This window comes from Pseudomonas sp. P4_C1 (assembly GCF_056402155.1).
In genome coordinates, this window is sequence record NZ_JBFUHY010000030.1 from 1 (window position 1) to 25,962 (window position 25,962).

General features: G+C 61.2%; 25 protein-coding genes. 11 read left to right on the plus strand and 14 right to left on the minus strand.

From position 1 onward, the window contains the following. Positions 1–231: 231 nt before the first annotated feature. Positions 232–1,188, minus strand: a complete 957-nt coding sequence (locus AC1DU9_RS17395; protein ID WP_223463057.1) for an alpha/beta fold hydrolase — start codon at positions 1,186–1,188, stop codon at positions 232–234. A 22-nt stretch (positions 1,189–1,210) separates the two neighbouring features. Further along, positions 1,211–2,665, minus strand: a complete 1,455-nt coding sequence (locus tag AC1DU9_RS17400; protein WP_223463056.1) for a flavin-containing monooxygenase — start codon at positions 2,663–2,665, stop codon at positions 1,211–1,213. A 198-nt stretch (positions 2,666–2,863) separates the two neighbouring features. Here AC1DU9_RS17400 and AC1DU9_RS17405 point away from each other — a divergent pair, with 198 nt between their 5' ends. Then, entirely contained in the window at positions 2,864–3,937 is a 1,074-nt protein-coding gene (locus AC1DU9_RS17405; RefSeq protein ID WP_457266346.1) for a diguanylate cyclase, read from the plus strand. A 402-nt stretch (positions 3,938–4,339) separates the two neighbouring features. Here AC1DU9_RS17405 and AC1DU9_RS17410 read toward each other — a convergent pair whose 3' ends face one another. The 3 genes from AC1DU9_RS17410 to AC1DU9_RS17420 form a co-directional block, all read right to left on the minus strand. Then, the gene (locus tag AC1DU9_RS17410; RefSeq protein ID WP_457266345.1) at positions 4,340–5,209 is read right to left on the minus strand and encodes an isocitrate lyase/PEP mutase family protein; all 870 of its coding nucleotides are present in this window, start codon (positions 5,207–5,209) and stop codon (positions 4,340–4,342) included. Between the two features lie 142 nt (positions 5,210–5,351). Continuing rightward, the gene (astA, locus tag AC1DU9_RS17415; RefSeq protein WP_457266344.1) at positions 5,352–6,386 is read right to left on the minus strand and encodes an arginine N-succinyltransferase; all 1,035 of its coding nucleotides are present in this window, start codon (positions 6,384–6,386) and stop codon (positions 5,352–5,354) included. A 52-nt stretch (positions 6,387–6,438) separates the two neighbouring features. After that, on the minus strand, positions 6,439–7,455 hold the full coding sequence (locus tag AC1DU9_RS17420; protein WP_457266343.1) for an arginine N-succinyltransferase: 1,017 nt from the start codon (positions 7,453–7,455) through the stop codon (positions 6,439–6,441). Between the two features lie 563 nt (positions 7,456–8,018). Here AC1DU9_RS17420 and AC1DU9_RS17425 point away from each other — a divergent pair. Next, positions 8,019–8,591: a histidine phosphatase family protein gene (locus AC1DU9_RS17425; RefSeq protein ID WP_223463052.1), complete on the plus strand. Its 573-nt coding sequence runs from the start codon at positions 8,019–8,021 to the stop codon at positions 8,589–8,591. Then, positions 8,591–9,346, plus strand: coding sequence for a precorrin-6A synthase (deacetylating) (gene cobF, locus AC1DU9_RS17430; RefSeq protein WP_457266342.1), 756 nt, complete (start codon positions 8,591–8,593; stop codon positions 9,344–9,346). Before AC1DU9_RS17425 ends, cobF begins: the two co-directional genes overlap by 1 nt. A 111-nt stretch (positions 9,347–9,457) precedes the next feature. On the opposite strand, the gene ftrA is transcribed toward cobF, so the two are convergent. Continuing rightward, on the minus strand, positions 9,458–10,432 hold the full coding sequence (ftrA, locus tag AC1DU9_RS17435; protein ID WP_457266138.1) for a transcriptional regulator FtrA: 975 nt from the start codon (positions 10,430–10,432) through the stop codon (positions 9,458–9,460). 101 nt (positions 10,433–10,533) lie between these two features. On the opposite strand from ftrA, the gene AC1DU9_RS17440 reads away from it, so the two are divergent. Continuing rightward, on the plus strand, positions 10,534–10,968 hold the full coding sequence (locus AC1DU9_RS17440; RefSeq protein WP_223463049.1) for a rhodanese-like domain-containing protein: 435 nt from the start codon (positions 10,534–10,536) through the stop codon (positions 10,966–10,968). Between the two features lie 92 nt (positions 10,969–11,060). On the opposite strand, the gene AC1DU9_RS17445 is transcribed toward AC1DU9_RS17440, so the two are convergent. Continuing rightward, complete coding sequence (locus AC1DU9_RS17445; RefSeq protein ID WP_457266139.1) at positions 11,061–11,699, minus strand: type 1 glutamine amidotransferase; 639 nt, start codon at positions 11,697–11,699, stop codon at positions 11,061–11,063. Between the two features lie 330 nt (positions 11,700–12,029). Between AC1DU9_RS17445 and AC1DU9_RS17450 the strand changes: the two genes are divergently transcribed. The 3 genes from AC1DU9_RS17450 to AC1DU9_RS17460 all read left to right on the plus strand — a co-directional run bounded on the left by AC1DU9_RS17450 (position 12,030) and on the right by AC1DU9_RS17460 (position 15,025). Further along, positions 12,030–12,809, plus strand: a complete 780-nt coding sequence (locus AC1DU9_RS17450) for an ABC transporter substrate-binding protein (protein WP_223463047.1) — start codon at positions 12,030–12,032, stop codon at positions 12,807–12,809. A 204-nt stretch (positions 12,810–13,013) separates the two neighbouring features. Then, positions 13,014–14,126 carry a succinylglutamate desuccinylase/aspartoacylase family protein gene (locus AC1DU9_RS17455; RefSeq protein ID WP_477810545.1) on the plus strand — a complete coding sequence of 371 codons (1,113 nt, stop codon included), beginning with the start codon at positions 13,014–13,016 and terminating at the stop codon, positions 14,124–14,126. 182 nt (positions 14,127–14,308) lie between these two features. Further along, positions 14,309–15,025: an alpha/beta hydrolase gene (locus tag AC1DU9_RS17460; protein ID WP_223463045.1), complete on the plus strand. Its 717-nt coding sequence runs from the start codon at positions 14,309–14,311 to the stop codon at positions 15,023–15,025. A 3-nt stretch (positions 15,026–15,028) separates the two neighbouring features. Here AC1DU9_RS17460 and AC1DU9_RS17465 read toward each other — a convergent pair whose 3' ends face one another. Next, positions 15,029–15,595, minus strand: coding sequence for a DcrB/PsbP domain-containing protein (locus AC1DU9_RS17465; protein ID WP_223463044.1), 567 nt, complete (start codon positions 15,593–15,595; stop codon positions 15,029–15,031). 138 nt (positions 15,596–15,733) lie between these two features. Beyond that, on the minus strand, positions 15,734–16,528 hold the full coding sequence (locus AC1DU9_RS17470) for a hypothetical protein (RefSeq protein ID WP_223463043.1): 795 nt from the start codon (positions 16,526–16,528) through the stop codon (positions 15,734–15,736). Positions 16,529–16,692: 164 nt separating this feature from the next. Here AC1DU9_RS17470 and AC1DU9_RS17475 point away from each other — a divergent pair, with 164 nt between their 5' ends. Beyond that, positions 16,693–17,223, plus strand: a complete 531-nt coding sequence (locus AC1DU9_RS17475; protein WP_223463042.1) for a chalcone isomerase family protein — start codon at positions 16,693–16,695, stop codon at positions 17,221–17,223. A 318-nt stretch (positions 17,224–17,541) separates the two neighbouring features. Here AC1DU9_RS17475 and AC1DU9_RS17480 read toward each other — a convergent pair whose 3' ends face one another. Genes AC1DU9_RS17480 through AC1DU9_RS17490 form a run of 3 tightly spaced genes read right to left on the minus strand, consistent with a single transcriptional unit; the run spans position 17,542 to position 20,135 of the window. After that, positions 17,542–18,723, minus strand: a complete 1,182-nt coding sequence (locus AC1DU9_RS17480) for an acetyl-CoA C-acetyltransferase (RefSeq protein ID WP_223463041.1) — start codon at positions 18,721–18,723, stop codon at positions 17,542–17,544. 11 nt (positions 18,724–18,734) lie between these two features. Further along, the gene (locus AC1DU9_RS17485; RefSeq protein WP_074875601.1) at positions 18,735–19,400 is read right to left on the minus strand and encodes a CoA transferase subunit B; all 666 of its coding nucleotides are present in this window, start codon (positions 19,398–19,400) and stop codon (positions 18,735–18,737) included. 36 nt (positions 19,401–19,436) lie between these two features. Beyond that, complete coding sequence (locus AC1DU9_RS17490) at positions 19,437–20,135, minus strand: CoA transferase subunit A (RefSeq protein WP_008063052.1); 699 nt, start codon at positions 20,133–20,135, stop codon at positions 19,437–19,439. Between the two features lie 175 nt (positions 20,136–20,310). Between AC1DU9_RS17490 and AC1DU9_RS17495 the strand changes: the two genes are divergently transcribed. Next, complete coding sequence (locus AC1DU9_RS17495) at positions 20,311–21,213, plus strand: LysR family transcriptional regulator (RefSeq protein ID WP_223463040.1); 903 nt, start codon at positions 20,311–20,313, stop codon at positions 21,211–21,213. 134 nt (positions 21,214–21,347) lie between these two features. Here AC1DU9_RS17495 and AC1DU9_RS17500 read toward each other — a convergent pair whose 3' ends face one another. Both AC1DU9_RS17500 and AC1DU9_RS17505 read right to left on the minus strand, forming a co-directional pair. Further along, positions 21,348–22,190, minus strand: a complete 843-nt coding sequence (locus AC1DU9_RS17500) for an NAD-dependent protein deacetylase (RefSeq protein ID WP_477810546.1) — start codon at positions 22,188–22,190, stop codon at positions 21,348–21,350. A 122-nt stretch (positions 22,191–22,312) separates the two neighbouring features. Beyond that, positions 22,313–23,359, minus strand: coding sequence for a class I SAM-dependent methyltransferase (locus tag AC1DU9_RS17505; protein WP_223463038.1), 1,047 nt, complete (start codon positions 23,357–23,359; stop codon positions 22,313–22,315). Between the two features lie 462 nt (positions 23,360–23,821). Here AC1DU9_RS17505 and AC1DU9_RS17510 point away from each other — a divergent pair, with 462 nt between their 5' ends. Next, positions 23,822–24,664 (plus strand): HvfB family MNIO-type RiPP peptide maturase, encoded by an 843-nt coding sequence (locus tag AC1DU9_RS17510; protein WP_477810547.1) that lies wholly within the window; start codon positions 23,822–23,824, stop codon positions 24,662–24,664. Then, positions 24,657–25,412 (plus strand): HvfC family RiPP maturation protein, encoded by a 756-nt coding sequence (locus tag AC1DU9_RS17515; protein WP_477810548.1) that lies wholly within the window; start codon positions 24,657–24,659, stop codon positions 25,410–25,412. Before AC1DU9_RS17510 ends, AC1DU9_RS17515 begins: the two co-directional genes overlap by 8 nt. Positions 25,413–25,962: the final 550 nt, after the last annotated feature.

Genomic DNA, 25,962 nt, shown 5'->3' on the forward strand with positions numbered 1-25,962 from the left:
GTCTGCTGTTGTGCAGGGCAAGGCGCGAGAAGCGTGGTTTGGTCATTCCAAATAAGCTTCGAGCAACGCAGCCCTGCACAACAGCAGACCCGGCCCTTCGGGTTGTGCCTTAAAGCTGGCCATGCTGCGTTGCAGGCCTTGGAAAGGGAACAACCATTCCCAGCGGCCTACGCCTTGCCTGGCCAGCTTTAAGGCGACAACGCGGTGGGGAAACTAATTGAGAACGCCCCCCTAATGCAGTCGTTGATCCTGTGGGCTCTCCGAGCGCAGCGATGCCAAAAACTCCCGATACAGCCGCGCCGAACCGGTGGGGGCTTCCACCATGGGCATGTGCCCGACGGCGTCCCAGATATGCACGCGCAGGTCGGCGATGCCCTTGCTCCAGACCGCCACGCTGCTGACATCGATCAGCCGGTCCTTGCGTCCCCACAGCAACAGAGCCGGGGCGGTGATGTCGGGCAGGTGCGGTTCCATCGGCGGACTGGCGCGCATTTCGCGGAAGATTTCTTCCAGCTCCTCGCAGGACTGTTCATAGCGCTGGGCGACGGCATCGAGAACCAGCTTCGGTACCCAGGGTGGCGAAGCCATGGTCATGGCGTAGAAGCGCTGGAATTCTTCGCGCGAGTGAATCAGAAACGGGTTGTGGCCCTTGGCCAGATGCCGCTCGAGGTCACTGGGCTCGGGCGCGGTGACACCCGCCGGGTCGATCAGTGCCAAGGACACAATGCGCTCGGGGTACGTGGCCGCGAGCCATGCGGCCATGTAGCCGCCCATGGAATTGCCGATGACATGGACTTTCTCCACCCCGCACACGTCCAGCAGCTGGATCATGCGCTTGGCCTGTAGCGGAATGTCATAGCCGCCGCCGGCCTTGAAGCCGGTTTCGCCATGGCCGGCGATGTCCGGGATGATCACCCGGTGGCTGCCGACGAAGTGTCGGGCAAAACGCAGCCAGATGTTCTTGTCAGCGCTGAAGCCATGGAGCATCAGCACACTGCTGGTGGCCTCGTACGGCCCGCCTTGCCAGGTCGAGACGGTCATCTCGGGGATGGGCACGACGATTTTGTGCAGYCGGTACAACTTGGCCTCGGCCGCCATGTTCAAGTCATAGAGCCAGTAGCCGATGGCCGGGTAGGTCAGCCAGCTCCAGGCGACGAACACCGCGAGAACGACGAACAACAAAAGCATCACGCGTCTCCCTTGTATCTGCTCAGGACAAAATGTGATCAGCGGGTTTCAGCGCTCGGGTCAAGCGATGAAAGCTGAAGCTGAACCCCGGAAACATGGCAATCACATGACCGCTCCTGCTTTGATACCAACTGTGGCAACCGCCGGACTTCCACACGGTGCGTTCCATTTCCCGGTGGATCATTTCAGTGTAGGTACGTTCCGCCTCATGGCGAACTTCGATGCTGCGTAAACCTTGATCCTTCAAGGTGCGAATGCAATCGAGGATGTAATTCATCTGCGATTCGATGATGAACAGCGCCGAGGTGTGGCCGAAGCCGGTGTTCGGCCCGGTGACGATGAACAGGTTGGGGAAGTCGGGCAGGGCGGTGCCGAGATAGGCCCGCGGGTATTGTGCCCAGACCTCCTTGAGACATGTGCCGTTTTTGCCCGTTACCGGGTAGCAAATCACCCCGTCGGTGGCATCGTAGCCGGTGGACCAGACGATCAGGTCCACGTCTATATGTTGGCCATCGAGGGTAACGATCCCGGTTTCGTCGATGGCCGCGATGCCTTGTTCGCGGCTGTGCAGCGTCACGTTGCGGCGGGCCAGTGCCGGGTACAGCGTGCTGGACAGAATCACCCGTTTGCAGCCCATGGTGTAGTCCGGCGTCAGTTTGCGCCGCAGTTCGGCGTCCGGCACCTGGAGCTTGAGCAAGCGCAGGGCCTGGCGCTGAACCCTGTGCACGGCCGGCTTCGAATACTTGAAGCCAAACACCCGGGTTTCGAATTGCCAGTAGATACCCCAGCGCAGCAACTTGTAGACGGGCTTGAGCCCCAGCAGCCAGCGCTGGAAGCGGCCAAACCTGCGATCAGCCCGGGGCAATACCCAGTGGGGCGTGCGCTGGAACACATGCAAGTGCCCGACGTCCGGGGCAATGGCCGGAATGACCTGGGCCGCACTGGCGCCGCTGCCGACGATGGCCACGGATTTTTGCCGGTAGTCGTAGCCGTGATCCCAGTTGTTGGTGTGGAAAGTCTTGCCCTGAAAACGCTCCTGTCCGTTGAAGTGCGGCACCACCGGTTGACTCAACGGCCCGGTCGCGTTGATCAGGAACTGCGCGCAAAACGAGCCTTTTCCGGCGGTGTAAACCGTCCAGCGCCTGCTGGCGTCGTCCCATTCGACGCGCTCGACATTAGCGTCCAGTTCCACCTTGCCCCGCAGGCCGAAGTGTTCCACCACATGGCGGGTGTAGCGGTGCAGTTCGGCCTGTCCGGCGAACATTTGCGTCCAGCGATACGGGGCGAAAGACAAGGAGTACAGCGGCGAAGGCACATCGACTGCCGCGCCGGGATAGGTGTTCTGGCACCAGGTGCCGCCGAAGAAATCCCGTCGCTCCAGCAGGCGGAAATCGTCGATGCCGACCTTGAGCAAATTGATTGCAGCACATTGTCCGCCAAAACCGCTGCCGATGATCAATACTTGAAAGGTCTGCATGGGCCTCCTCTTATGGTCATTGATCAACCCTTCTTTCATGTATAGCCGTTTCTGGAGACGAGGCTTTTGCTTTTATTCGAGCGTGATGTCGCGATATTCAGCCTGTCAGTCGGTGATGGCTATTTGATTTCACCCTGATAGACTCCAGCACACAGACACAGGCTGTTATCGCATTCCGTCGAGTGGCACAGAGGCCCTATGGCAAAAACGGGAGGAAAGGGATCTTCATTGGCCAGGAGGCTCTATACATCGCGAATCCTGGGGGTGGCCCTGGGATTGGTGTGTGTGAGTGCGGCGATGTATCCACTCGATCCGGCGCCCTGGGTCTGGGGATTCATGTGGTTCAACGGCCTGGTCTGGCCGCACCTGGCTTACCAATGGGCGCGCCGGGCCAGGACGCCCTATCATGCCGAACACCGCAATCTGCTGATCGATGCCTTTCTCGGCGGATTCTGGATTGCCGCCATGCAATTCAATCCACTGCCCAGTGCGACCACCATCTCCATGATGGCCATGCATAACGTGGCCATCGGCGGCTTGCGCTTCCTGCTGGCCGGGACGGCCGCGCAAGTGCTGGGCCTCTGCGTAGGCTTGCAGATTTTCGCCCCGGCGTTCATTCCCGCTACCAGCCCGGTGCAGCTCTATGCCTGTTTGCCATTGCTGTGCCTGTATCCATTGGCGCTGGGCTGGTTCTGCTTCCGCCAGGCCCATGCCCTCGGCCGTCAGAAGCGTGAACTGCTGGCACTGAGCCGCACCGACAGCCTGACGGGCCTGCTGAACCATGGCTCCTGGAAGGACCAGCTGGAGGTCGAGTTCCAGCGTTGCAAACGTCAGCAAAAAGGCGGGGCTATCGCGCTGATCGATATCGACCATTTCAAAGCCATCAACGATACCTACGGCCATGTTGCCGGCGACATCGTCCTGCGTCAGTTGAGCAAAATGCTCAGGCACAGCCTGCGAGCGACCGATGTGGCAGGGCGCTACGGCGGTGACGAGTTCTGCGTGATCCTTCCGGACCTGCCCCTGAACCGCGCCGTCGCCGTCATGGAGGCCCTGCGCGATCGATTCGCCACCTTGGGGGACGAGCAGAACCCGGCGCTGAAAGTCAGCCTGAGCATTGGCCTGGCCTCCTTCAACCCGGCCCACGCCGACGCGATGCTCTGGCTCAATGACGCCGACCATGCGCTATACGAAGCCAAGACCACCGGGCGCAATCGAGTGATCTGTTGCGGCAATGGCAAACCCCATCCCGAACTGCTCGACTCGGTGTGATTGCACACTGCAAAACCTGTGGGAGCGAGCCCATCATTTGCATACACCCGCGATCAATTGTGGGAGCGAGCCTGCTCGCGATGGCTGAGTGTCAGGCGATGTGGATGTTGGCTGTGATGGCCCCATCGTCGGAACGCCGCCCGGAGCAAGCTCGCTCCCACAGTAGATTTGCGGTGAGCCCGTCATTTACGTACACCCGCGATTAATTGTGGGAGCGAGCTTGCTCGCGATGGCTGAGTGTCAGGCGATGTGGATGTTGGCTGTGATGGCCCCATCGTCGGAACGCCGCCCGGAGCAAGCTCGCTCCCACAGTAGATTTGCGGTGAACCCGTCATTTACGTACACCCGCGATCAATTGTGGGAGCGAGCCTGCTCGCGATGGCGGCGTGTCTGTTTAAACCGTCATTCCTTCACGCTCATGAATTCTTCCGCGTAGCGGATGTATTCCTCCGGTTGCGTGTAGGTGTGCGTCAGCTCGGTCGCGTTCAGGTCCGACGTCTGGGTGAGTATCTGGCGTTGCTCGCGCAGGCTGTCGTAGGTCGCCTTGATCGCGGCGAAGTAAGCGCCATGGCCGTCGATGGTCACACGAACACCCAGTTCGGCCAGGCGCTTGTCATCGCGTAGCAGCGGATTGCCGTAGGTCACCAGCATCAGCGGCACGCTCAGGTGCTCGGCGATCTGCTCCAGATGGTCGAAGTCCTTTACGCCCACCATGCAGATACCGTCGGCCCCGGCGCGCTGGTATTGCCGGGTGCGGCTGATGATTTCCTGCACCGGCGCAATCCCCGCATGGGTACGGGCGATGATTGCCATTTCCTTATCGCAGCGGGCTTCCAGTGCCGCGCGGATCTTGCCGACACCTTCGGCGACCGTGATCAGGTCGGTGGATTTGCGGCCAAACTGCGCAGGCAGCAGGGTGTCTTCGATGGTCAGCGCGGCGACGCCGGCCCGTTCGAGCTCGACGATGGTGCGCATGACGTTGAGCGCGTTGCCGTAGCCGTGGTCGGCGTCGGCAATCACCGGCAACTGGGCGACACGGCCGATGCGGGTGGCCTGTTCAGCGAATTCGCTGAGGGTGATCAGGGCAAAGTCAGGGGCGCCCAGCACTTGCAACGAGGCGACCGAACCACCAAGGATCCCGACTTCGAAGCCCAGGTCGGCGGCGATGCGGGCCGACATCGGGTCGAAAACCGAGGCTGTGTGGTAGCAGGTGTCGGAGGCGAACAATTGGCGAAAGTTGTGGCGCAAATCTTGATGGGAAAGCCTGGACATATGAGTTCCACCAATGGAATGGAGGGGCTTGAGCAAAAATGTCAACGCCGAAGAAATAAAAGGCTATCACGCGCGCAGGGGGAAAATGATGACGAATTTGCCGGGTCCGGCAGATTGACGTCGCAAAGATGGCGCTGATAAGTCACGCCGCTTCGGCCTGTTGCCGTTGGTCAAGCAGCGGCACGGCGCGCACCGAGTCGCCGGGTTGCAACTGCAAGCGCTTGGCGGTCAGGCGATCAACCACCAGGCTGTTGCCCAGCCGTCGGGCCGGGGCGCAGGTAATGCGGCAGTTTTCCAGGCGGCGGTTGTGGATCAGCCAGAGGGGCGCTTTATCGTCCGGCGAGCCGATGGCCAGTGACAGCGGTTGGCTGTCGCGCACGGTGCGGATCCCGGAAACCGGTGCCTCAAGGACCGGTCCGCCGTCGAAGATATCGATGTAACCCTTGTGGGCAAACCCTTCGGCGCTGAGGATTTTCAGGGCCGGCTCGGTATTCGGGTGGGCCTTGCCGATCACCGCCTGGGCCTGTTCGGTCAGCAGGCAGGTGTACAGCGGCTGGCGCGGCATCAATTCGGCGATGAACGATTTGTTGCCCAGCCCGGACAAGTGATCGGCGTGGCTGAAATCCATCTTGAAAAAGTGCCGGCCGAGGCTGTCCCAGAACGGCGAGCCGCCTCGTTCGTCGGCACTGCCGCGCAACTCGGCGATGAGCCGGTTGCCGAACAGCTGCGTAAACTCGGCCACAAACAACAAACGCCCGAGCGAAAGCAAACGGCCGTTGCTTCCCTGGCGCTGATCGGGGCGCAGGTACAGCGAGCAGACTTCCGATTGCCCGGTCAATTCATTGCTCAGGAACAGGGTCGGGATCTGGCGCTGGATGCCCAGGTCCTCTGAAGCGCTGACCGTCAGCCCGACCCGGTAGTTGTACCAGGGCTCGCGCAGGCCGACGCCACCCGTCAGGGCGCTGACGCCCACCACTTGCTGCTCGTCGTCCTCGAGCACGAACAGATAATCGGCATCGGCCCGATCGACCTGCCCGGCGAAAGTGCGTTGGGCCCAGCGGATCCGGTGGGCCAGGCGTTCTTTGTCGGCCGGCAGGCTGGTAAGTCCCGGAACGGCCTGACGCACCAGCGTGAACAGGGCGGGCAGATCGGTGATCTGGACCGGACGGACAATCATGCGGCTGTTCCTTGTTCGTGTGTGCTCGGGCGGTGACGACGCTGGCAGGTATTCACAGTGCGATCAGCCTGATCGGGCTGCCCTCGGTCACCTTCAGCGCCTTGCACATGGCTGCGTCCAGCGTGACGGGTTGCCCGGTGATGTAGTCAAGATCGGCGACGATGGCCCGGTAGTCCTTCAAGGACTCGTTGCTCACCAGAAAGCTGCCGCGGGCATCGATCACCGATCCCTGCAGCGTGATAGCGCGCTGGCTGTGGGCGATGGAACGAATGCCCGACGTGCGCGCATACAGGGTCGGGCCGCCGTCGAACAAATCGATGTAGCTGTTGGTTTCGAAGCCTTCACGCTCGAGGATATCAAAGGCTTCCTGGCCATCGGGGTGGATGCTGCCGATACAGTCCTGTGCCGCCTGGGGCAGCATGGGCACGTAAATCGGATACTGCGGCATCAGTTCGGCGAGAAAGGTGCGGCTCTGCAGGCCGCAAAGCCGTTCGGCCTCGACGTAGGGCAAGTCGAAGAAATGCTTGCCCACGGCATCCCAAAATGGCGAGTGGCCTTCATCACTGCTGTAGCCGATGATTTCGGTGATCACCGTTTCGGAAAAACGCCGGGCGTGGGTGGCGATGAACAACAGGCGCGCCCGCGACAGCAGTTCGGAATGCGCGCTGCACACACGCGCGACATCGATATGGAAGCCCCGCAGCAAGGTGTGGCCACTGAGATCGTGACACAACGACAAGGTCGGTACACCGTGCTCAATGTTCAGTTCCCTCGAGGCACTGGTGAAGTGCCGGTTGCGCAGGCTGTAGAACGGCTCGTTGAACCCCGCCGTGGCGAGGATCTCCGAGCAGCCGACCAGGTGCTGCGTCGCCAGGTCTTCGAGTACAAAGAAATAGTTTTCCGGGCCATGACCATCGACGTCCTTTTCGAACGACGCACAGGAATCGAGGATTTTTCCGCGCAACCGTTCGCTATCGTCGGGCAGGGATGTAACGCCCACCAGGCTTTCACGAGCCAGCCTCTGCAACTGGGGCAGGTCGGCTGACTCGACTGGACGCAAGACCAGCATGGAGACACTCCTGTATCAAACGATTCGGCGGTTTGAGCCGAACCTGACTTTCACTGTCGGTTTTTCCACACATTCAATCGGTGGTCGTCTGAACGTTGTCAGGCGCCACTCTTTTTCTTGTCAGATGTTTTTTGGAATGGACCGCATTAAACAAGAAACGGGCGATTCGGCCGCAGGCGATGCCTGGCCAGGCGCATTGATCGGGTATTCAAGAAAGGGCATCCGGGCTCCTGCTGGATGAGTGTGGAACAGGTTTTAACAGCACGTTGAAAGGAGTATTTAATTATCGCGTCCTGCCTGTCTAGTGAATTCTCGCGCGGTCTGGCCGTGCCCGAAAAAGGGGCGAAGTGCCTGTGCCAAGGGACTACGCCGATGTCGTAAAGTCTTGTAGGTGATTGCCTTGGTTGCGGTCAGCCATAACAGAAAACCTGGCAGGAAATGACTGAAGGATCCGTTTCAAACAGGAAAATTAAACCCCACCCGGGGCCGCTTTGTTGCGGCACAATTGCGCGATGGCGGTCACCTGACGCCGTCGTTCCTTTCCATCTTTAGAGTGATTGCTGGTGCAGGCGACCCGTTTAACCCTGATTTGTCACGCTCGAACCGTCGCACAGAAATTGGCGCGTTTTCCTCTGGACGAGCCTTTGGAGATGGATTGGCAAGCGCTCAGGCTTTCCCGTCGCAATCAGTTCAGGGGCGCTGCGCGCCTTGTCTGCGGCCCGGAGTTGCGCACCCGGCAAACCGCCGAACTGTTTGGCAGCGCGCCGCAGATTGTCGACGCACTGAGGGACTGTGACTTCGGGCGCTGGAGTGGAATACGCATTAGTGATCTGCAAAAAAACGATTCCGAGACGCTCCAGCATTGGCTGGGCGACCCGGCTTCGGCACTCCACGGTGGCGAGTCACTGGTGCAACTGGGCGAGCGCGTCGGCGCATGGTTGACTACGTTGCAGTCGACGCCGGGGCACATCGTCGCCATTACCCATCCCTTCGTCATCCGTGCCGCACTGACGCAGGTGTTGCAAGGCGCATCGTCCAGCCTGATCGACGTCGAACCCCTGTCGGCGGTCGAACTGAGGTTCCATGGCCGCTGGCGGCTGCGCTTGCCGGGCACCGACCCCGAGGATCTGCTGTGATGAAAAAACTCCTGGTTATCGGCATAGGTGCTGGCAATCCCGACTACATCACGATGCAAGCGGTGAAGGCGCTGAATCAGGTCGACGTTTTTTTTCTCATGGACAAGGGCGAGAGCAAAAACAAACTCATCGATTTGCGGCGCGAAATCTGCGAACGCTACATCACCGATCGCGATTACCGTTTTGTCGAAGCCCAAAGCCCGGAGCGCGAGCGTGGTGAGGTGGACTACAAGACCAGTGTCGACGACTTGAACCTGGCCAAACAGCAGACCTTCGAACGGCTGATCAACGATGAAATGTCTGACGGCCAGTGTGGTGGTTTTCTGGTGTGGGGCGATCCCGCGCTGTATGACAGCACCCTTCGCATCTTGCAGGCGATCCAGGCCTCAGGTGCCTGCACGTTCGAGTTCGAGGTGATCCCCGGCATTACCAGCGTCCAGGCGTTGGCGGCACAGCACAAGGTGCCGCTCAACCAGATTGGCCGCTCGGTTGAAATCACCACGGGCCGGCGTCTGGCGGCAGGGCAGGTGAGCGATGCCGACAGCCTGGTGGTGATGCTCGATGCCCAGGATGCTTACCATCAGGTGGTGGATCAGGACACCGAGATTTACTGGGGCGCCTATCTGGGGACGCCGGATGAAATCCTGATCAGCGGCAGGCTCAAGGATGTGGCGGATGAAATCCAACGGGTGCGAAAGGCTGCGCGGCTGGCCAATGGCTGGATCATGGATACCTATTTATTGCGCAAGCCTTGAGCACTGAACTGCCCGGTCTGACGCCTTCGYGAGCAGGCTCGCTCCCACATTATTTGAAATGCAGTTCCCTGTGGGAGCGGGCTTGCCCGCGAAGAGGCCCTTGAGAACACCTCAAAAACCAGCATTGCCCCCACGCCCAAACCGCTCCCGATACACCGACGGAGGCACGCCCACCACCGTGCGAAAGGCCACCCGGAAGCTTTCCACCGAGCGATAACCACAACGTTCGGCGATCTGCTCGGTGTTCTGGTCACTGCTTTCCAGCAGTTCGCGGGCGCGGCCCAGACGTTCGTGCTGCAACCAGGTTTTCGGTGACTGGCCGCTGGCTTCGGTGAAGCGGCGCAGGAAGGTGCGTTCGCTCATGGCGGCTTCGCTGGCCAGGTCGCGCACCTCCAGCGGCTCGTGCAAACGCTCACGTGCCCACTGCATGACGCGGGAAAGATCGCTGCGCGGTGTAGGGCTGACCGGCGTCGGAATGAATTGCGCCTGACCACCACTGCGTTGCGGCGACATGACCAGGCGTCGGGCCACGGAGTTGGCCACCTGCGTACCGAAATCCCGCGCCACCAGATGCARGCAGGCATCGATGCCTGCCGCGCTGCCGGCGGAGGTTATCAATTGACCGGAATCGACATACAGCACGTCCGGGTCCACCAGGATGCCGGGAAACCGCTCGGCCAGTTCCGAGGTATAGCGCCAGTGCGTGGTCGCGCTGCGCCCGTCGAGCAAGCCGGTGGCGGCGAGGACGAAAACACCGGAGCAGATCGACAGTAACCGCGCGCCCCGCGCATGGGCCTGGCGTAGGGCGGCGACCAGTTGGGCGGGTACTGCAGCGCTGCGGTCGCGCCAGCCGGGGATGATGATGGTCCGTGCGTCGGCGAGCATTTCCATGCCGCCATCGGCCAGGACCTGGATGCCGCCCATGGCACGCATCGGGCCATGATCGACGGCGACGATACGATACTCGTACCACGGGAAATCGAATTCAGGGCGTGGCAGGCCGAAGATCTCCACGGCAATGCCGAACTCGAACGTGCAGAGGCCGTCGTAGGCCAGAATCGCAACCATTCCTGGGCTGGGGTGCATTTGGCGGAAAGTTCCCGGTGAGTGTCTTTTGCGCCACTGTAGCTGCAAGTGGCTGGCGGATAAAGTCTTCCTACACCCACCGATACCTTGGAGTACACAACATGACCAGTCTGGTACGCGAAATTCCCGCCGCTCCATCGGCCATCGCCCTGATGCATTTCAGCAACCGTCTGACGTTCGAAACCGATTGTTCCGACGTCCACGCCAGCCAGCAGGGCGGTGAAGTCGATTTCGTTCTGGTGGATGTTCGTGGCCCGCTGGCGTTCGAACGTGGGCATGTTCCGGGAGCGATCAACATTCCCGGTCGCTTGCTGACCGCCGAAGGTTTGGCGGGGTATCCGAAAAACAGCCTGTTTGTGGTCTATTGCGCCGGGCCTCATTGCAATGGCGCCAACAAGGCTGCAGTGAAACTGGCGGCCTTGGGTTATCCGGTCAAGGAAATGATCGGTGGCGTAACCGGGTGGCTGGATGAAGGGTTTGAGTTGGGTGTCGGGGTACAGCGGCAAGCCAGCAGCGTGGTCGGTTGCGAGTGTTGATGTAACCGTAAAAGATCGCAGGCTGCGCCAGCTCCTACATYGGATTGCGGTGCCTGTAGGAGCTGGCGCAGCCTGCGATCTTTTGATCTTTTTTATTCATTTACGGCCGCCCACCACTTATCCAGTGTCGCTTCCAACCACTTGGCCACTGCTGCGTAAGCCTCAGTCTCCTCCGAACCCCGTGGCAACGGCGACTCATCGCCAAAATGTGCATTGAGCAAGGCCACCGATTCGGCATTCCACTCTGGATGAAACTGCAACCCCAGCCGCGTCGGCCCGGCGCGGTACATCTGCTGTGCGCATAACGCGCTGCTGGCCAGCAGTTGCGCAGCAGGCGGCAGATCGATGGCGTCTTCGTGCCACTCCAGCACCTTCAGCGTTTGCCCATCGATAAAGCTCACGCGGGTCCATCCGGTTTCGGTCCGGTCCATCCGCCGTACATTCCCTCCGAGACCCAGTGCCAGCAACTGTGCCCCCAGGCATATCGCGAATACGGCCCCACCCAGACCCAGAGTGCCTGCGAGCCATTGCCGTTCGGCTTCCAGCCAGGCCGGACCGGCATTGGATTCATAAGGGCCGCCCAACAGGATCACGGGGTCGGCGCTGACGGGCGGCAATTGACCCAGGTCGGCGCGAAACACGTTCAGCGCCAGCCCTCGGGATTCGGCCCAGATGGCGATGGCTCCCGGGCCCTCGGCGCGGTGGTGCTGGATCAGGTTCAACGTGGGCATTACGCTAGTCTCGATGGGACGCAAGGGCACTCAATGTGCCGTAAAACATCCAGCATCGCCAGTCGGCTCATTCCGTCGGATGCAGCCGCAAACGCTGCAGGTTTGTGCTGAAAACGCGGCTTGTCTGACAGACTTTGCCCCGTCATGGCGCGTGCACCTCAATACCTCCATCCTGCCGCCACTTTTCTGTAAATATTTGTCGCCTCGGCGTAATTTGCCCTCCGGTAGCCACTCTAGACTGCCGGCCACTTCGGTTCCCGCTCACAAAGCGATAACCGAACGCTGCCAATCGAAGCTGCCAATAAAAGCCTCCGCGCACAGGAGTTATAAATGAAGAAGCTAGTGATGTTCGGTGCCCTGGCACTGTCGATGTTGTCCCTGACCGCCGTGGCTGATGACGCCAAGCCGATCCGCATCGGCATCGAAGCCGGCTACCCGCCATTCTCGATGAAAACCCCTGACGGCAAACTCGCCGGTTTCGACGTGGACATCGGCGACGCCCTGTGCGAGCAGATGAAGGTCAAGTGCACCTGGGTCGAGCAAGAGTTCGATGGCCTGATCCCGGCACTGAAGGTCAAGAAAATCGACGCCATCCTGTCGTCCATGACCATCACTGATGATCGCAAGAAGAACGTCGATTTCACCATCAAGTACTACCACACCCCGGCGCGTTTCGTGATGAAGGAAGGCAGCGACGTCAAGGACCCGCTGACCGAGCTCAAGGGCAAGAAAGTCGGTGTCCTGCGTGCCAGTACCCACGACCGCTTCGCCACTGAAGTATTGCAACCGGCAGGGATTGTCCTGGTGCGTTACGGCTCCCAGCAGGAAGCCAACCTGGACATGGTCTCCGGCCGCATTGACGCGTTGCTGGCCGACTCGGTCAACCTGGACGACGGTTTCCTGAAAACCGACGCCGGTAAAGGTTTTGCCTTTGTCGGCCCTGAGTACAACGATCCGAAATACTTCGGTGGCGGCGCCGGGATTGCCGTGCGCAAGGGTGATACCGCCCTGGCCGAGAAATTCAACACAGCGATCACCGACATCCGTGCCAACGGCAAGTACAAGCAAGTGCAGGACAAGTACTTCAAGTTTGACGTTTACGGCGAGTAAGCGAGCGGGTTGAAAAAGTGGCAACCGTTGGCGCGGTTGCCATTTTTTTTGTGCTTTCTTTCTATTGAAACGAGATACCTGTGGGAGCGAGCTTGCTCGCGATAGCGGTCGAACAGTCGACAATGATGGTGGCTGGTCTGGCCTTATCGCGAGCAAGCTCGCTCCCACAGGTGATCTCGCCGTTCCGACATCAGGAGTTCCCCCATGCAACGCATCGATCACATACTGCCCTGGAGYCACCTGGGCACCGAGCGCACCCTCAGCGTGTTTCGTTATGGCGCGGGTACGCGCAAGGTGTACATCCAGGCCAGCCTGCACGCCGACGAATTGCCGGGCATGCGCACGGCCTGGGAGTTGAAGAAGCGCCTGGCCGAACTTGAACAACAGGGACAATTGAACGGTGTGATCGARCTGGTGCCGGTGGCCAATCCCATTGGCCTCGATYAGCACTTGCAAGGCAGCCACATGGGGCGTTTCGAGCTCGGCAGCGGCAAGAACTTCAACCGCTCGTTCGTCGAACTCAGTGCGCCGGTGGCCGGGTTGGTCGGTGATCGCCTCGGCAGCGATGCCCAGGCCAACATCGCGCTGATTCGCCAGGCCATGGGCCAGGTCCTCGACGACTTGCCAGCCGCGACATCGCAGTTGGAGGCTATGCACCGCCTGTTGCTGCGCCATGCCTGCGACGCCGACATCACCCTCGACCTGCATTGCGATTTCGATGCGGCGATCCACCTCTACGCCTTGCCGCAGCACTGGCCACAATGGCAGTCCCTGGCGGCGCGTTTGAAGGCCGGCGTGGCGCTGTTGTGCGAAGACTCTGGCGGCAGCTCGTTCGACGAATCCTGTTCTGCGCCATGGTTGCGTCTGGCCAGGGCGTTCCCGACGGCGGCGATTCCACCGGCCAACCTGGCGACCACGCTGGAGCTGGGCAGCATGGGAGACACCCGCGTCGACCAGGCCCGGGCCAATTGCGAGGCCATTCTCGGGTTCCTCGCCGAGCAGGGTTTCATCTCCGGCACCTGGCCGGCGGCACCGGCCGAATGCTGTGAAGGCATGCCATTCGAAGGCACCCAATACCTGTTCGCTCCGCATCACGGTGTGGTGAGCTTCCTGCGTGAGGCCGGGGAATGGGTGGAAAAGGGCGATGCGCTGTTCGAGGTGGTCGACCCGTTGAACGACAAGGTCACCACCGTGCAGGCCGGCACCAGCGGCGTGCTGTTTGCCATCGACCGTGGGCGCTACACCCAGCCTGGCACTTGGCAGGCGAAAGTGGCGGGGCGCGAGCCGATTCGGGTGGGGAAGTTGATTAACGACTGAGCCAGGTACTTCGGTGTCTGTCCTGGCCTCATCGCGAGCAGGCTCGCTCCTACAGTGGAATGCATTTCATATGTAGGAGTGAGCCTGCTCGCGATGACGGCACCCGCCACGCTAGAGATGCCTCTGCCTACTGACCAGTGTTAGGCTCTTCCCCGAATCCTGCATTCCGTGAAGGAAGACCCATGTTGAAGATTCTCGCGCTGCTTACGCTCCTGGCATCTACTGTCGTCCACGCCCAAACCCCGCTGCAAACCGACTTGCCGCTCAAATACCTGGAACAGGCCAACGCCGATTCGAACCATCAACCCCTGGTGATTTTCCTCCACGGTTACGGCAGTAACGAGCAGGACCTGTTCGGCATCAAGGATGACTTGCCCGAGTCCTACACCTACCTGTCGGTACGAGCGCCGATTGTGATGCAGGAGGGCAGTTACCAGTGGTTTCGCAAGAAGGGTGAAGGGGCCTACAACGGCGAGACCGATGATCTGAAATCCAGCGGCCAGTTGCTGCTGGAATTCGTCGCACAGGCCACGAAGAAATATCACACCGAACCCGAGAAGGTGTTCCTGGTCGGCTTCAGCCAGGGCGCGATCATGTCCTACGAAGTGGGCCTGCGGTATCCCGAGGCGTTCGGTGGCATCGCTGCGTTGAGCGGGCGGATTCTGCCGGTGCTCAAGTCCGAGCTTGTGCCGGATGAAAAACGCCAGTCGCTGGCGATTTTCATCGGTCATGGCGAGCAGGACAAACGCCTTCCCTACAGCGACGGCACTGAAGCCAACAGCCTGCTGCAGAGCGTGTCGCTCGAGCCCGAGTTTCACGGCTATCCCGGTGTCGGCCACAACATCAGCGCCGACGAGATCCAGGATTTGAGCGCCTGGTTGCAGCGTCTCAACCCCTGAGCCTTATTTTGCGCTGACGATCTGTTTGATCAGGGTTTCGTGGGCCGCCATGTCGCCGGGACGGGAAATCACCTGGATCACCGCCATGCGGGTGCCGGATGCCGCCATCAGCGTGGTGGTGAGGGTCATGCCACCGCCTTGTGTGGCAGTGCCGTCGACCTGGCGCAGGCCCAGCCCGGTTTTCCGGGTCAGGCTTTTCTCGCTCAGTTTGTTGTAGTCGGGCAGGGACTTGTGTTGCGCCGAATCGAAGTCGGCCACGGTGCCGTCGAGGAACGCGCCGTCGTTGTCCTTGACACTGATGCTGTTGGGCAGGGTGTTTTCAGCGGCGATCACCACGGTCTTGGTGGTTTCATTGCTGTACAGGGTGCCGCTCGCACCCTCCGGGCTGGCCGGCAGCGGGTTGGCGATGAAACCCTTGGGCAGGTTGAAGGTGAACTTGCCGCCGAGCATCGAGACTTTCTGGGCGGGCGCATCGCTGGAAGCGGCCTTGGCGGCCTGCGCATTCAAAGCCCCCAGGCCGGTAGCGGCTGCCAGCAGCAGGACAAGGGCTTTTTTACTCAACAATGACATCGGAATCTCCAGGGATGGGCGCGCGGTGGGGCGCGATCATCCCATGGAGGTTGTGATGCATTCCAGCGTGCTCTACCGAGCGGTCACCTTGGCCGGGCACCCACCTATACTGAGGACATCCCGATGACCCGATGCAGCCTAGCGTTTGATGGCAGCGCCTTCAGTGTGTGTCGTCGGACCGGCCGGCCGCGCCAGCAGGCGTTTGGTCACACCCAGCATGGCCACCGACACCGCGATGCCCAGCACAAAAGCGTTCATTCCCATCGTCGGCAGGGCCAGCGCCAACACCAGGCAAAAGGCGGCGAACGAGTACATGCCGGTGGCGGTGGCGCGCAGCAACGCGGCGGTAAAGGCCGGGCCACGGGTTTGCTGGGAGAACACCGCCATCACGCTACCCAATACCGGGAACACCGCCAGCAGGCCGCTCCAGCGGTCGCCGATAGTGCTGGCCAGCAGGGTCACGACTAGCGTGAGCAATGCACCGGCCAGCATGCGCAGCAGGAGCTTGTCGGATTTCGGCGCCGGGCCATTGAGCACCGGTTGCACGGCGGGGAACAGGTACGGTGCGGCGAGCAGCGCGGTGGCGGCGGCGCACACCGAAAACACCAGGGATGCCGGGATCAGCGACAGGGCAATCGCCACCAGCGCCCAGACCGACAGCGAGATCAGCAACGCCAGCGGCCACCCGGCCCGTTGCGCGATCTGGGCGTAGGTCACGCAAAACGCAATCATCGCGAACATCGCCGACAGCGCAGCGGTGGCCGATTGCGCAGCGAACGCCTCGCCTTGTTCAAGGGCGAGGAACAACAGAATCGGCCCGACCACCACCGGCAACCCCGACAACCAACCGGCCACGCTCGGCCCCCAGCGTTTGCCAGCCAGGGAAATCAGTAGCAGAAAGCCTGGAATCACCAGCAGTTTAAGGATCAACACGCGCACGTCTCCGACCTGTGTGAGGTGGCAACGGTAACATTGCATCGGGTAGATTGCTTTATGTGTATGTAAATTTTGTATACAAAATTCAAGCCTTTGGAAATTGTGCGAAAGGTCTTTTGCGCATACGTTTTTTGGGCATCCCGCAATGAGGCCAACCCGCCATGAACCGTCAACGATCACCGCTGCGCCATAGTCTGTGGCTGCTGGTTTTGCTGAGCTGCCAGGCCCTGGCCAATTGGCAGGATTCGCTGCCTGGTGCGCAAATCCTCGGCAGCGGCGAGTTTCGCAAGTACGGCTTCGATGTCTACAGCGCACGGCTCTGGAGTACTTCGCGGCCCCTGGCGAGCGATCAGCCGTTCGCCCTGGAGCTGATCTACCAGCGCAGCATTTCCCGTGATGACCTGGTGAATGCCAGCGTCAGGGAAATCAAGCGACTCGCCGGCACTTCGGTCAGTGCTGAGCAACTGGCGTCCTGGCAGGCGCAGATGCAGCAGTCGTTCGTCGATGTGCAGGCCGGCACGCGGCTGACCGGGGTGTATCTGCCGGGGCAGGGCGCGCGGTTTTTTCTCGGTCAGCAGTTACTGCGTGAAGTGAAGGACCTGCAATTCGCCCAGGCGTTTTTTGCCATCTGGCTCGATCCGCGTACCAATAACCCAGAGTTGCGTCAGCAGTTGCTGGGCGCGGCCCCGTAGACTTTGCGTTTTGCCGGACCTGGCCCGAGGTTTGTGGTGATCAGTGGGGCGAACAGTTGGTTGATTCTGCAGTTTCTGGGGTGACAGATCGGGCCTCATCGTCGGAACGCCGCCCGGAGCAAGCTCGCTCCCACAGTAAACTTTCTGTGGCCACAAATCCCCTGTGGGAGCGAGCTTGCTCGCGATGAACGATAACGCGGTCCAACTGAAAAAACGCAGGCAAAAAAGAACCCGGTGCGACTTGCATCGCACCGGGTGTTTTTCCAGGCGGTCACGGATCTTCGTGGGTCCCCGCGCCGTCTGTTGAACGCTGTTGGCTTACGTCCGCTCGAGCGCCAGCGCCACGCCCTGACCACCACCGATACACAGGGTGGCGAGGCCTTTCTTGGCGTCACGCTTGAGCATTTCATGCAGCAGGGTCACCAGCACGCGGCAACCCGAGGCCCCGATCGGGTGACCGAGCGCAATGGCGCCGCCGTTGACGTTGACCTTGTTCAAGTCCCATTCCAGGTCCTTGGCCACCGCCAGGGATTGCGCGGCGAAGGCTTCGTTGGCCTCAACCAGCTCAAGCTGGTTGATGTTCCAGCCGGCCTTGTCCAGGCAGCGGCGGGTGGCCGACACCGGGCCGATGCCCATGATCGCCGGATCGACGCCTGCGTTGGCGTAGGCGGCGATTTTCGCCAGTACCGGCAGGCCGAGGGCTTTGGCCTTTTCGGCGCTCATCAGGATCACGGCCGCGGCACCGTCGTTCAGCGACGAAGCGTTACCGGCGGTCACCGAACCGTCCTTCTTGAAGGCTGGCTTGAGCTTGCCCAGGGATTCGGCGGTGGTGCCGGCCCGTGGCTGCTCGTCGGTGGCGAAGGACAGCGGATCGCCCTTGCGCTGCGGGATCAGGATCGGGGTGATTTCATCGACGAAGCGCCCGGCCTCGATAGCGGCCACGGCTTTCTGCTGCGAGGCAGCGGCGAACGCGTCCTGCTGCTCGCGGCTCAGGCTGTACTTCTCGGCCAGGTTCTCGGCAGTGATGCCCATGTGGTAATCGTTGAATGCATCCCACAGGCCATCGCTGATCATGGTGTCGACGATTTGCCCGTTACCCATGCGCAGGCCGGTGCGGGCACCGGGCATGACGTAGTTGGCCAGGCTCATGTTTTCCTGACCGCCAGCAATGATCACTTCGGCATCGCCGCAGCGAATCGCCTGAGCACCCAGGTGCAAGGCCTTGAGGCCCGAACCGCAGACCTTGTTCAGGGTCATGGCCGGCACGGCGAAGGGCAGGCCGGCCTTGATCGCGGCCTGGCGCGCAGGGTTTTGCCCGGCGCCGGCGGTCAGCACCTGGCCCATGATCACTTCATCGACTTGCGCAGGATCCAGTCCGGTTTGCGCCAGCAACTGGCGGATCACCGCAGCGCCCAGGTCAACCGCGGACACATTGGCCAGGGATCCCTGGAAGCTGCCGATCGCGGTGCGCGTGGCGGCAACAATGACGACTTCTTGCATGGAATGATTCCTCACTGGGCAGCGAACTGCATTTCCGGAACGTGGTCCGGCACGATCAGTTTACCGGCAGTCTTGGCAACGATCTCTTCGACGCTGACACCCGGTGCGCGCTCTTTCAAAATGAACGCGCCGTTTTCGATTTCCAGGTAAGCCAGGTCAGTCAGTACGCGCTTGATACACCCGGCGCCGGTCAGCGGCAGGCTGCATTTGGACAACAGCTTGGACTCACCATCCTTGGAGGCGTGGGTCATGATGACGATGATGTTGTCTGCGCCGGCAACCAGGTCCATGGCGCCGCCCATGCCCTTGACCAGTTTGCCGGGGATCATCCACGAAGCGATGTTGCCTTCGACGTCCACTTCGAACGCGCCCAATACGGTCAGGTCGACATGGCCACCGCGGATCATCGCGAAGGACTCGGCCGAGGAAAAGATCGAAGCACCGATACGGGCGGTCACGGTCTGCTTGCCGGCGTTGATCATGTCGGCATCGATGGTGTCTTCAGTAGGAAACGGACCCATGCCCAGCAGGCCGTTTTCCGATTGCAGCATGACTTCCATGCCTTCGGGGATGTAGTTGGCGACCAGGGTCGGAATGCCGATGCCCAGGTTCACGTAGAAGCCGTCCTGCATTTCGCGGGCGACGCGTTGAGCCATTTGTTCGCGGGAAAGTGCCATTGTCGTTATTCCTTCATTCGGTCCGGGGGCAGGGGATCACTTACGCACGGTGCGCTGTTCGATGCGCTTCTCGAACGTGCCGCAGATGATCCGGTCGACGTAGATGCCAGGGGTGTGGATCTGCGCCGGGTCCAGCTCGCCGGGTTCGACGATTTCTTCGACTTCGACCACGGTGATCTTGCCGGCAGTGGCGGCCAGCGGGTTGAAGTTCTGGGCCGTGTGGCGATAGATCACGTTACCGAAATGGTCGGCTTTCCAGCCTTTGACGATGGCGAAGTCGCCGGTGATGGATTCTTCCATCAGGTACTTGCGGCCATGGAATTCGCGGACTTCCTTGCCATCGGCGACAGGCGTGCCAACGCCGGTAGCGGTGAAGAAGGCCGGAATGCCGGCACCGCCTGCGCGCATTTTTTCAGCGAGGGTGCCTTGCGGGGTCAGGATGACTTCGATTTCGCCTTTGAGCAGTTGCTCTTCGAACAGCTTGTTTTCGCCGACGTAGGACGCCACCACTTTGCTGATCTGGCGGTCGGTCAGCAGTACGCCGAGGCCGAAACCGTCGACGCCGCAGTTGTTGGAAACCACGGTGAGGTCGCGAGTACCTTTGCGCTTGATCTCGTTGATCAGGTTTTCCGGGATGCCGCACAGGCCGAAGCCGCCAGCGATCACGGTCATGCCGTCTTCAAGACCTGCCAGGGCTTCCTCGTAGGAACTCACGCGCTTGTCGAAACCTGCCATATGCACCTCTTTTATTCTTTGTGGGCGGCTGGCTAGCCGAATGGGAGGGAGTGTCTCGCTGCAAGATTCATTTGTTAAGTTGTTTTTTAGAGCGGATTGATTGATAAAGCTCAATAATGTGCTGCCCCGTCCTTTTCAGCTTAGAACCTGTAGCTTACAACTGGAGCATTGCCCCATGACCGTCAAGCAGATCCGCGCCTTTCTGGCGGTGGCCCAGAGCCTGAGCTTTGCCGTGGCCTGCGAGCGCCTGCACTTGTCGCAATCGGCCCTGAGCCTGACCATCAAGGCGCTGGAGGAAGGCCTGGGCGGGCGCTTGTTCACCCGCAACACGCGTAACGTGGCACTCACCGCCGAAGGCGAATCCCTGCTGCCGCTCGCGCGCCGGTTGATCGCCGACTGGGACAATGTCGAGGATGAAATGCGCCAACGCTTCACCCTGCAGCGCGGTCGCGTGACCCTGGCGGCGATGCCATCGTTCGCCGGCAACCTGCTGCCGCCGATCCTCAAGACGTTCCGCGCCCGTTATCCGAACGTCAACGTGACGGTCAATGACGTGATCAACGAGCAGGTGCTGGAAATGGTCCGTGACCGCCAGGTTGAACTGGGGGTGGCGTTCGAGCCGACCATGAGTTCGTCGCTGCAATTCACGCCGTTGTACATCGACCGATTCGTTGCAGTGGTGCCCCGGGATTCGACACTGGCCGAACTCGATGACATCGACTGGCAAACCCTGCTCAAGGAACCGTTCATTACCTTGCAGCGACCGTCCACGGTGCGGGTCATGCTTGAAGAGCATTTGCAGGCCCGGGGCATGAAACTGCCGGTGGAGTTTGAAAGCCATCAACTGGCGACGGTCGGGCGCATGGTTGCCAGTGGCCTGGGCGTGAGCGCGGTGCCGGCCTTGTGTGCCGGGCAGATGCGTGAGCTGGGCGCGCGTTGCATTACCTTGCGCGATCCGGTGGTGGAGCGGGCGCTTGGGGTGTTGACGTTGCCCGGGGGAGAGCTGTCGGCGGCGGCGCAGGCGTTGTTTGATGTGCTCAAAGAGGAAAACCTTGGGCAACGAGTTGCCATGAGCTGATCACAATCCTCTGTACTGATCACAGTCCCTGTGGGAGCGGGCTTGCCCGCGATAGGGCCGGCACATCCAGCATATTTATCGACAGATCCACCGCCATCGCGGGCAAGCCCGCTCCCACAGGGATGGTGTTTTCTTCAGGGGGCAAAGCGTTCGGCCAGCAATGGCAACAACCGCTCGCACGCCCCCTCGATCTTCAAATCCAGCATCTCATCCGCCCGGGTCTTGCCCAGGTTGATCGCGATCAACGGCTTGCCCTGATCCGCCACCGCCCGGCACAAACGAAATGCCGAATAGGCCATCAACGAAGACCCGAGTACCAACAACCCGGCAGCCTGTTCAACGGCTGCCATCGCCTTGGCCGCCGTGGCCTGCGCGACGTTCTCGCCAAAGAACACCACATCCGGCTTCATCCGTTCCCCGGCGCAATGCGGGCAGCGGGGGACCTGGAAGCGTGCCTCGAAGGCCGGGTCGAGTAAGGTGTCGCCGTCCGGCGCCTGTACCGCGTCGACACCGGCCAGGTACGGGTTCTGTGTTTCCATCAGGTGCTGGATCGAATCGCGCTCGCTGCGCCGACCGCAATCCAGGCACAAAACCCGGTGCAGACTGCCGTGGAGCTCGATCACGTCATTGCTGCCGGCCTGGTCGTGCAGGGTGTCGACGTTCTGGGTGATCAACCCGCTGATCTGCCCCGTGCCTTGCAAACGGGCCAGGGTGTCGTGGGCCACGTTCGGCTGCGCCAGACGCACCCGTGGCCAGCCGAGCATCGCCCGCGCCCAATAGCGTCGCCGGGACTCCGGGGCCGAGAGAAATTCCTGATACATCATCGGCTGCCTGCCACGCCGCACGCCCTGGTTGTCGCGATAATCCGGAATGCCCGATGGCGTGCTGATACCGGCCCCGGTCAGCACGGCAAACGGCGCGTCGGCCATGAGCTGATGGAGGCGATCGAGCTGTTCATGGATCCGGCGGTCAAGCATGTCGGGAAACCTGTAGGAGTGAGCCTGCTCGCGATGGAGTGTCAGTCGACATCAATATAGCTGACACACCCTCATCGGAACGCCGCCCGGAGCAAGCTCGCTCCTACAGATGGCGGCGGGGACTATTTACGCGCCTCCAGTATCAGGTTGAACGGCGTTTCCGTGGCGCGGCGAAAACGGGTGAATCCAGCCTCGCTGAACACCTTGCGCAACCGTGCTTCACCGGCCTGGGCGCCGAGGCCGAGGCCGACTTCCTGGGACAGCGAGTTGGGCGTGCAGATGAAGGTCGAGGCCGCGTAGAACAGGCGTCCGACCGGGTTGACGTTGTCGTCGAGCAGATCGTTGGCGTAGGGCTCGACCAGCAACACGGTGCCGTCGTCCTTCAATGACTCATAGGCATGTTTGGCCGCACCCACCGGGTCGCCCATGTCGTGCAGGCAGTCGAAGTAGCAGATCAGGTCATAGTCACTGCCGGGGTAGCTTTTGGCCGTGCCCTGGAAGAACCGGGCACGACCGGACACACCGCCTTCTTCGGCGCGTTGGGTGGCGACGGTAACGGAGGGCGCGTGGTAGTCGAAACCGACGAAGCGCGAATCAGGAAAGGCCTGGGCCATGATCACCGTGGAGGCGCCATGGCCGCAGCCGATGTCCGCCACTTTGGCCCCGGCTTCCAGTTTGGCCACCACACCGTCGAGGGCCGGCAACCATTCGGCGACCAAATGGGCTTTGTAGCCGGGGCGGAAGAAGCGTTCGGTGCCGCTGAACATGCACGGATGGTGATCGCCCCAGGGCAGGGCACCGTTGCCGCGCATGGCGTTGACCAGCTTGTCCTTGTCGTGGAAAAACGACGCGACCACGCTGATCCCGCCCGCCACATAGACCGGTGAGTCTTCGTTTGCCAAAGCCATGGCTTGCTCTTCGGGCAGGCGGAACTGGCCGTCATGGTGTTCCATGTAGCCGGAGGCGGCGTGGGCGCTGAGCCATTCGCGCAGCAGGCGGGTGTTGCAGCCGGTTTTCCCGGCAAGGGTTTCGGGGGTGATCGGCTGGCAGTCGGCCATCGCCCGGTACAGGCCGAGCTCTTCGCCGAGGATGACGTTGGCGAGCATCGCCGCGCCGCCCATGTCATTTACCAGTTTGCCCATGAAATCGTTGAGTCTGGCCTCGTCCATCATCTGTGCTCCTTCAACAGGATCACGGTCCAGGGGCAGTGTCTGGCGAGGTGTTCGCCGCTGGGCGGTGGTCGTGGGAATGTGCAGGGCACCAAGCGGGTCCTGTGTGCGTTGAGTCTAGTTCGGGCCTTGTACTGCGGGGTCTGGCGCGACGAAAGCCCCTTGTGGCTGGATTTTCTGTTTCGACACCGAACCCTGTGGGAGCGGGCTTGCCCGCGATGAGGCCGGCAGATCCAACATCCGCACCATCAGGCACACCGCCATCGCGGGCAAGCCCGCTCCCACAGTATTCAGCGGTGGCCGTCGGTATCGCATGTATCTCACTGTATCTCACCCGCCTTTCGATACAGTCCCGCGCAACTTCAGGCTCCAGCCGAACACAGTCCCGATACACCCCTTCGATTAACTGTGTCTCAAGGCGGGCACCTGCCCGCAATCCTGGACACACGCGAGATCGACACCATGCAGACATCCATTGCCCCCGTAGCCAGGGCCAGCGCAGGGCTTGGCCTGCGTCGCGGTTTGCTCAAAGAACTGCAAGCGGCCCCGGCCGGACATTTCGACTTTCTGGAAGTCGCGCCGGAGAACTGGATCGGCATCGGCGGTGCCCATGGTGCGGCGCTGCGGGCGCTGGCCGAGCGTTATCCGTTGTCCTGTCACGGCCTGTCCCTGTCCCTGGGCGGGCCGTCGCCGCTGGACGTCGGGTTTTTGCAGGAAGTCCGGGGTTTTCTCGATCACTACAACGTGCCGCTGTACAGCGAACATTTGAGCTATTGCAGCGATGACGGCCACCTGTACGACCTGTTGCCGCTGCCGTTTACCGAAGAGGCGGTGCACCACGTCGCCGCGCGTATTCGTCAGGCCCAGGACATCCTTGGCCGGCGTCTGGCGGTGGAAAACGTCTCCTACTACGCCGCGCCCCAACAGGACATGGACGAGGTGACGTTCACCAATGCGGTGTTGCGCGAGGCTGATTGCGACCTGCTGCTGGACGTCAACAATGTCTACGTCAACTCGATCAACCACGGTTTCGATCCGCAGGCGTTTCTCGCGGGCATCGATGCGGGCCGGGTGGTGGCGATGCATATCGCCGGGCATTTCGACGAGTCCGATACCTTGAAAATCGACACCCATGGCGCTTCGGTGAAGCCGGCGGTGTGGTCGTTGCTGGCCCAGGCGTATGCCCGGTTCGGTGCTCGGCCAACCTTGCTGGAGCGCGATTTCAATTTTCCGGCATTCGCCGAACTGGTGGCGGAGTTGCAGACCATTCGCTACCTGCAGCAGGAGGGCGTGAACCGTGGATAAGTCGAGTCTTTTGCATCAACAAACCACCATGGGCCTGTACCTGCGCGACCCTGAACACAACGCGCCACCCACCGAAATGGACCCGGCGCGGGCACAGGTTTACCGCGATCTGGTGTTTGCCAACCTGTCTTCGCTGCTCAGTGGCACCTTTCCGGTTCTGGTGAAAATTCTGGGCGATGAGCACTGGCATTCGCTGGTGCGGATTTTTCTGCGGGACTACCGCGCCCGCACGCCGAAGTTTGGCGAGATCGCCCAGGAGTTTGTCGAATTTCTCGCGACTGAGCCTCAAGCGTTGAGCGATGGGCCGTGGCCACCGTTCATGGTGGAGCTGGCGCATTACGAGTGGGTGGAAATGGCCTTGCAACAGTCCGACGCCGAGCCTCTGGTTGCCGGTGATGCTGCGTTGCTGCTGGAGCGGCCGTTGCAGGTGTCGGCGCTTGCCTGGCCGTTGGCGTATGCCTGGCCGGTGCAACAGGTGGGGCCGGATCATCAGCCGGACGCTTTGCCTGATCAGCCGACATTGCTGCTGGTGCGGCGAGCGGAGRACTGGAGTGTGAGGTTTTCCGAACTGAGTCCGTTGGCGTGGCGGTTGTTGCAGAGAATTGACGAGTTTCCCGAAGTGACCGGGCGTGAACAGTTGCAAGGATTGGCGGTCGAGGCGGGGCAGGTTGGTTCATCGGAGTTTTTCGAGGGTGGTCTGAGGTTGTTGCGGCAGATGCATGAGGAGGGGGTTGTTGGGGTTGTTTGATTTTCTTTGACATTCTTTGACCTTGGCGGCCTTCGGGCCGACCAGGTTCTTGGCTGACTGGGTACATATCCATTCCTGCGGTAACGGCGACTGGCGGTTTCGCCCTGACGGCGAGTCCCTTTTGTCAAACGACACAAAAGGAACCAAAAAGTCTCGCCCCTTACGTACGGCCCCTCGCTTAGGCTCGGGGTTCCTTCGCTCCGGCATTCATCCGGGGGCATTGCCCTCCGGTCGGCTTCGCTTCGACCTACATGCAATGAGTTCGACTGCGTCGAACGGCGCTGCGCGCCCGTCCCCGGATAAACACCTCCGCTCAGCCTTCCGAGGGGGCGGGTGGATCAAGATCAAAAGCTGCAGGCGAGCTAACGCTCGGCCTGTTGAGTGGTGAAGGGCGTGGGTGTACGCCGCTTTGCCTTTGCTCTTCTGTGGGAGCGGCGGTGCGGCGTCCGACTTGCCCGCGAAGACGGCCTGTCAGCCGACCAATTTCTCAAAGGTGCACCCAATCCCCTGTGGGAGCGAGCTTGCTCGCGATGACGGCCTGCCAGCCGAC

Bases quoted from the DNA above. Each gene is read 5' to 3' on its own strand.
- AC1DU9_RS17410 (WP_457266345.1), bottom strand. From the start codon at position 5,209: ATGTCCAGGCTTTCCCATCAAGATTTGCGCCACAACTTTCGCCAATTG.
- AC1DU9_RS17490 (WP_008063052.1), bottom strand. From the start codon at position 20,135: ATGGCAGGTTTCGACAAGCGCGTGAGTTCCTACGAGGAAGCCCTGGCA.
- astA (WP_457266344.1), bottom strand. From the start codon at position 6,386: ATGATTGTCCGTCCGGTCCAGATCACCGATCTGCCCGCCCTGTTCACG.
- AC1DU9_RS17440 (WP_223463049.1), top strand. From the start codon at position 10,534: ATGACCAGTCTGGTACGCGAAATTCCCGCCGCTCCATCGGCCATCGCC.
- AC1DU9_RS17400 (WP_223463056.1), bottom strand. From the start codon at position 2,665: ATGCAGACCTTTCAAGTATTGATCATCGGCAGCGGTTTTGGCGGACAA.
- AC1DU9_RS17450 (WP_223463047.1), top strand. From the start codon at position 12,030: ATGAAGAAGCTAGTGATGTTCGGTGCCCTGGCACTGTCGATGTTGTCC.
- AC1DU9_RS17465 (WP_223463044.1), bottom strand. From the start codon at position 15,595: ATGTCATTGTTGAGTAAAAAAGCCCTTGTCCTGCTGCTGGCAGCCGCT.
- AC1DU9_RS17475 (WP_223463042.1), top strand. From the start codon at position 16,693: ATGAACCGTCAACGATCACCGCTGCGCCATAGTCTGTGGCTGCTGGTT.
- AC1DU9_RS17495 (WP_223463040.1), top strand. From the start codon at position 20,311: ATGACCGTCAAGCAGATCCGCGCCTTTCTGGCGGTGGCCCAGAGCCTG.
- AC1DU9_RS17445 (WP_457266139.1), bottom strand. From the start codon at position 11,699: ATGCCCACGTTGAACCTGATCCAGCACCACCGCGCCGAGGGCCCGGGA.
- AC1DU9_RS17420 (WP_457266343.1), bottom strand. From the start codon at position 7,455: ATGCTGGTCTTGCGTCCAGTCGAGTCAGCCGACCTGCCCCAGTTGCAG.
- AC1DU9_RS17480 (WP_223463041.1), bottom strand. From the start codon at position 18,723: ATGCAAGAAGTCGTCATTGTTGCCGCCACGCGCACCGCGATCGGCAGC.
- cobF (WP_457266342.1), top strand. From the start codon at position 8,591: ATGAAAAAACTCCTGGTTATCGGCATAGGTGCTGGCAATCCCGACTAC.
- AC1DU9_RS17485 (WP_074875601.1), bottom strand. From the start codon at position 19,400: ATGGCACTTTCCCGCGAACAAATGGCTCAACGCGTCGCCCGCGAAATG.
- AC1DU9_RS17500 (WP_477810546.1), bottom strand. From the start codon at position 22,190: ATGCTTGACCGCCGGATCCATGAACAGCTCGATCGCCTCCATCAGCTC.
- AC1DU9_RS17510 (WP_477810547.1), top strand. From the start codon at position 23,822: ATGCAGACATCCATTGCCCCCGTAGCCAGGGCCAGCGCAGGGCTTGGC.
- AC1DU9_RS17460 (WP_223463045.1), top strand. From the start codon at position 14,309: ATGTTGAAGATTCTCGCGCTGCTTACGCTCCTGGCATCTACTGTCGTC.
- AC1DU9_RS17505 (WP_223463038.1), bottom strand. From the start codon at position 23,359: ATGGACGAGGCCAGACTCAACGATTTCATGGGCAAACTGGTAAATGAC.
- AC1DU9_RS17405 (WP_457266346.1), top strand. From the start codon at position 2,864: ATGGCAAAAACGGGAGGAAAGGGATCTTCATTGGCCAGGAGGCTCTAT.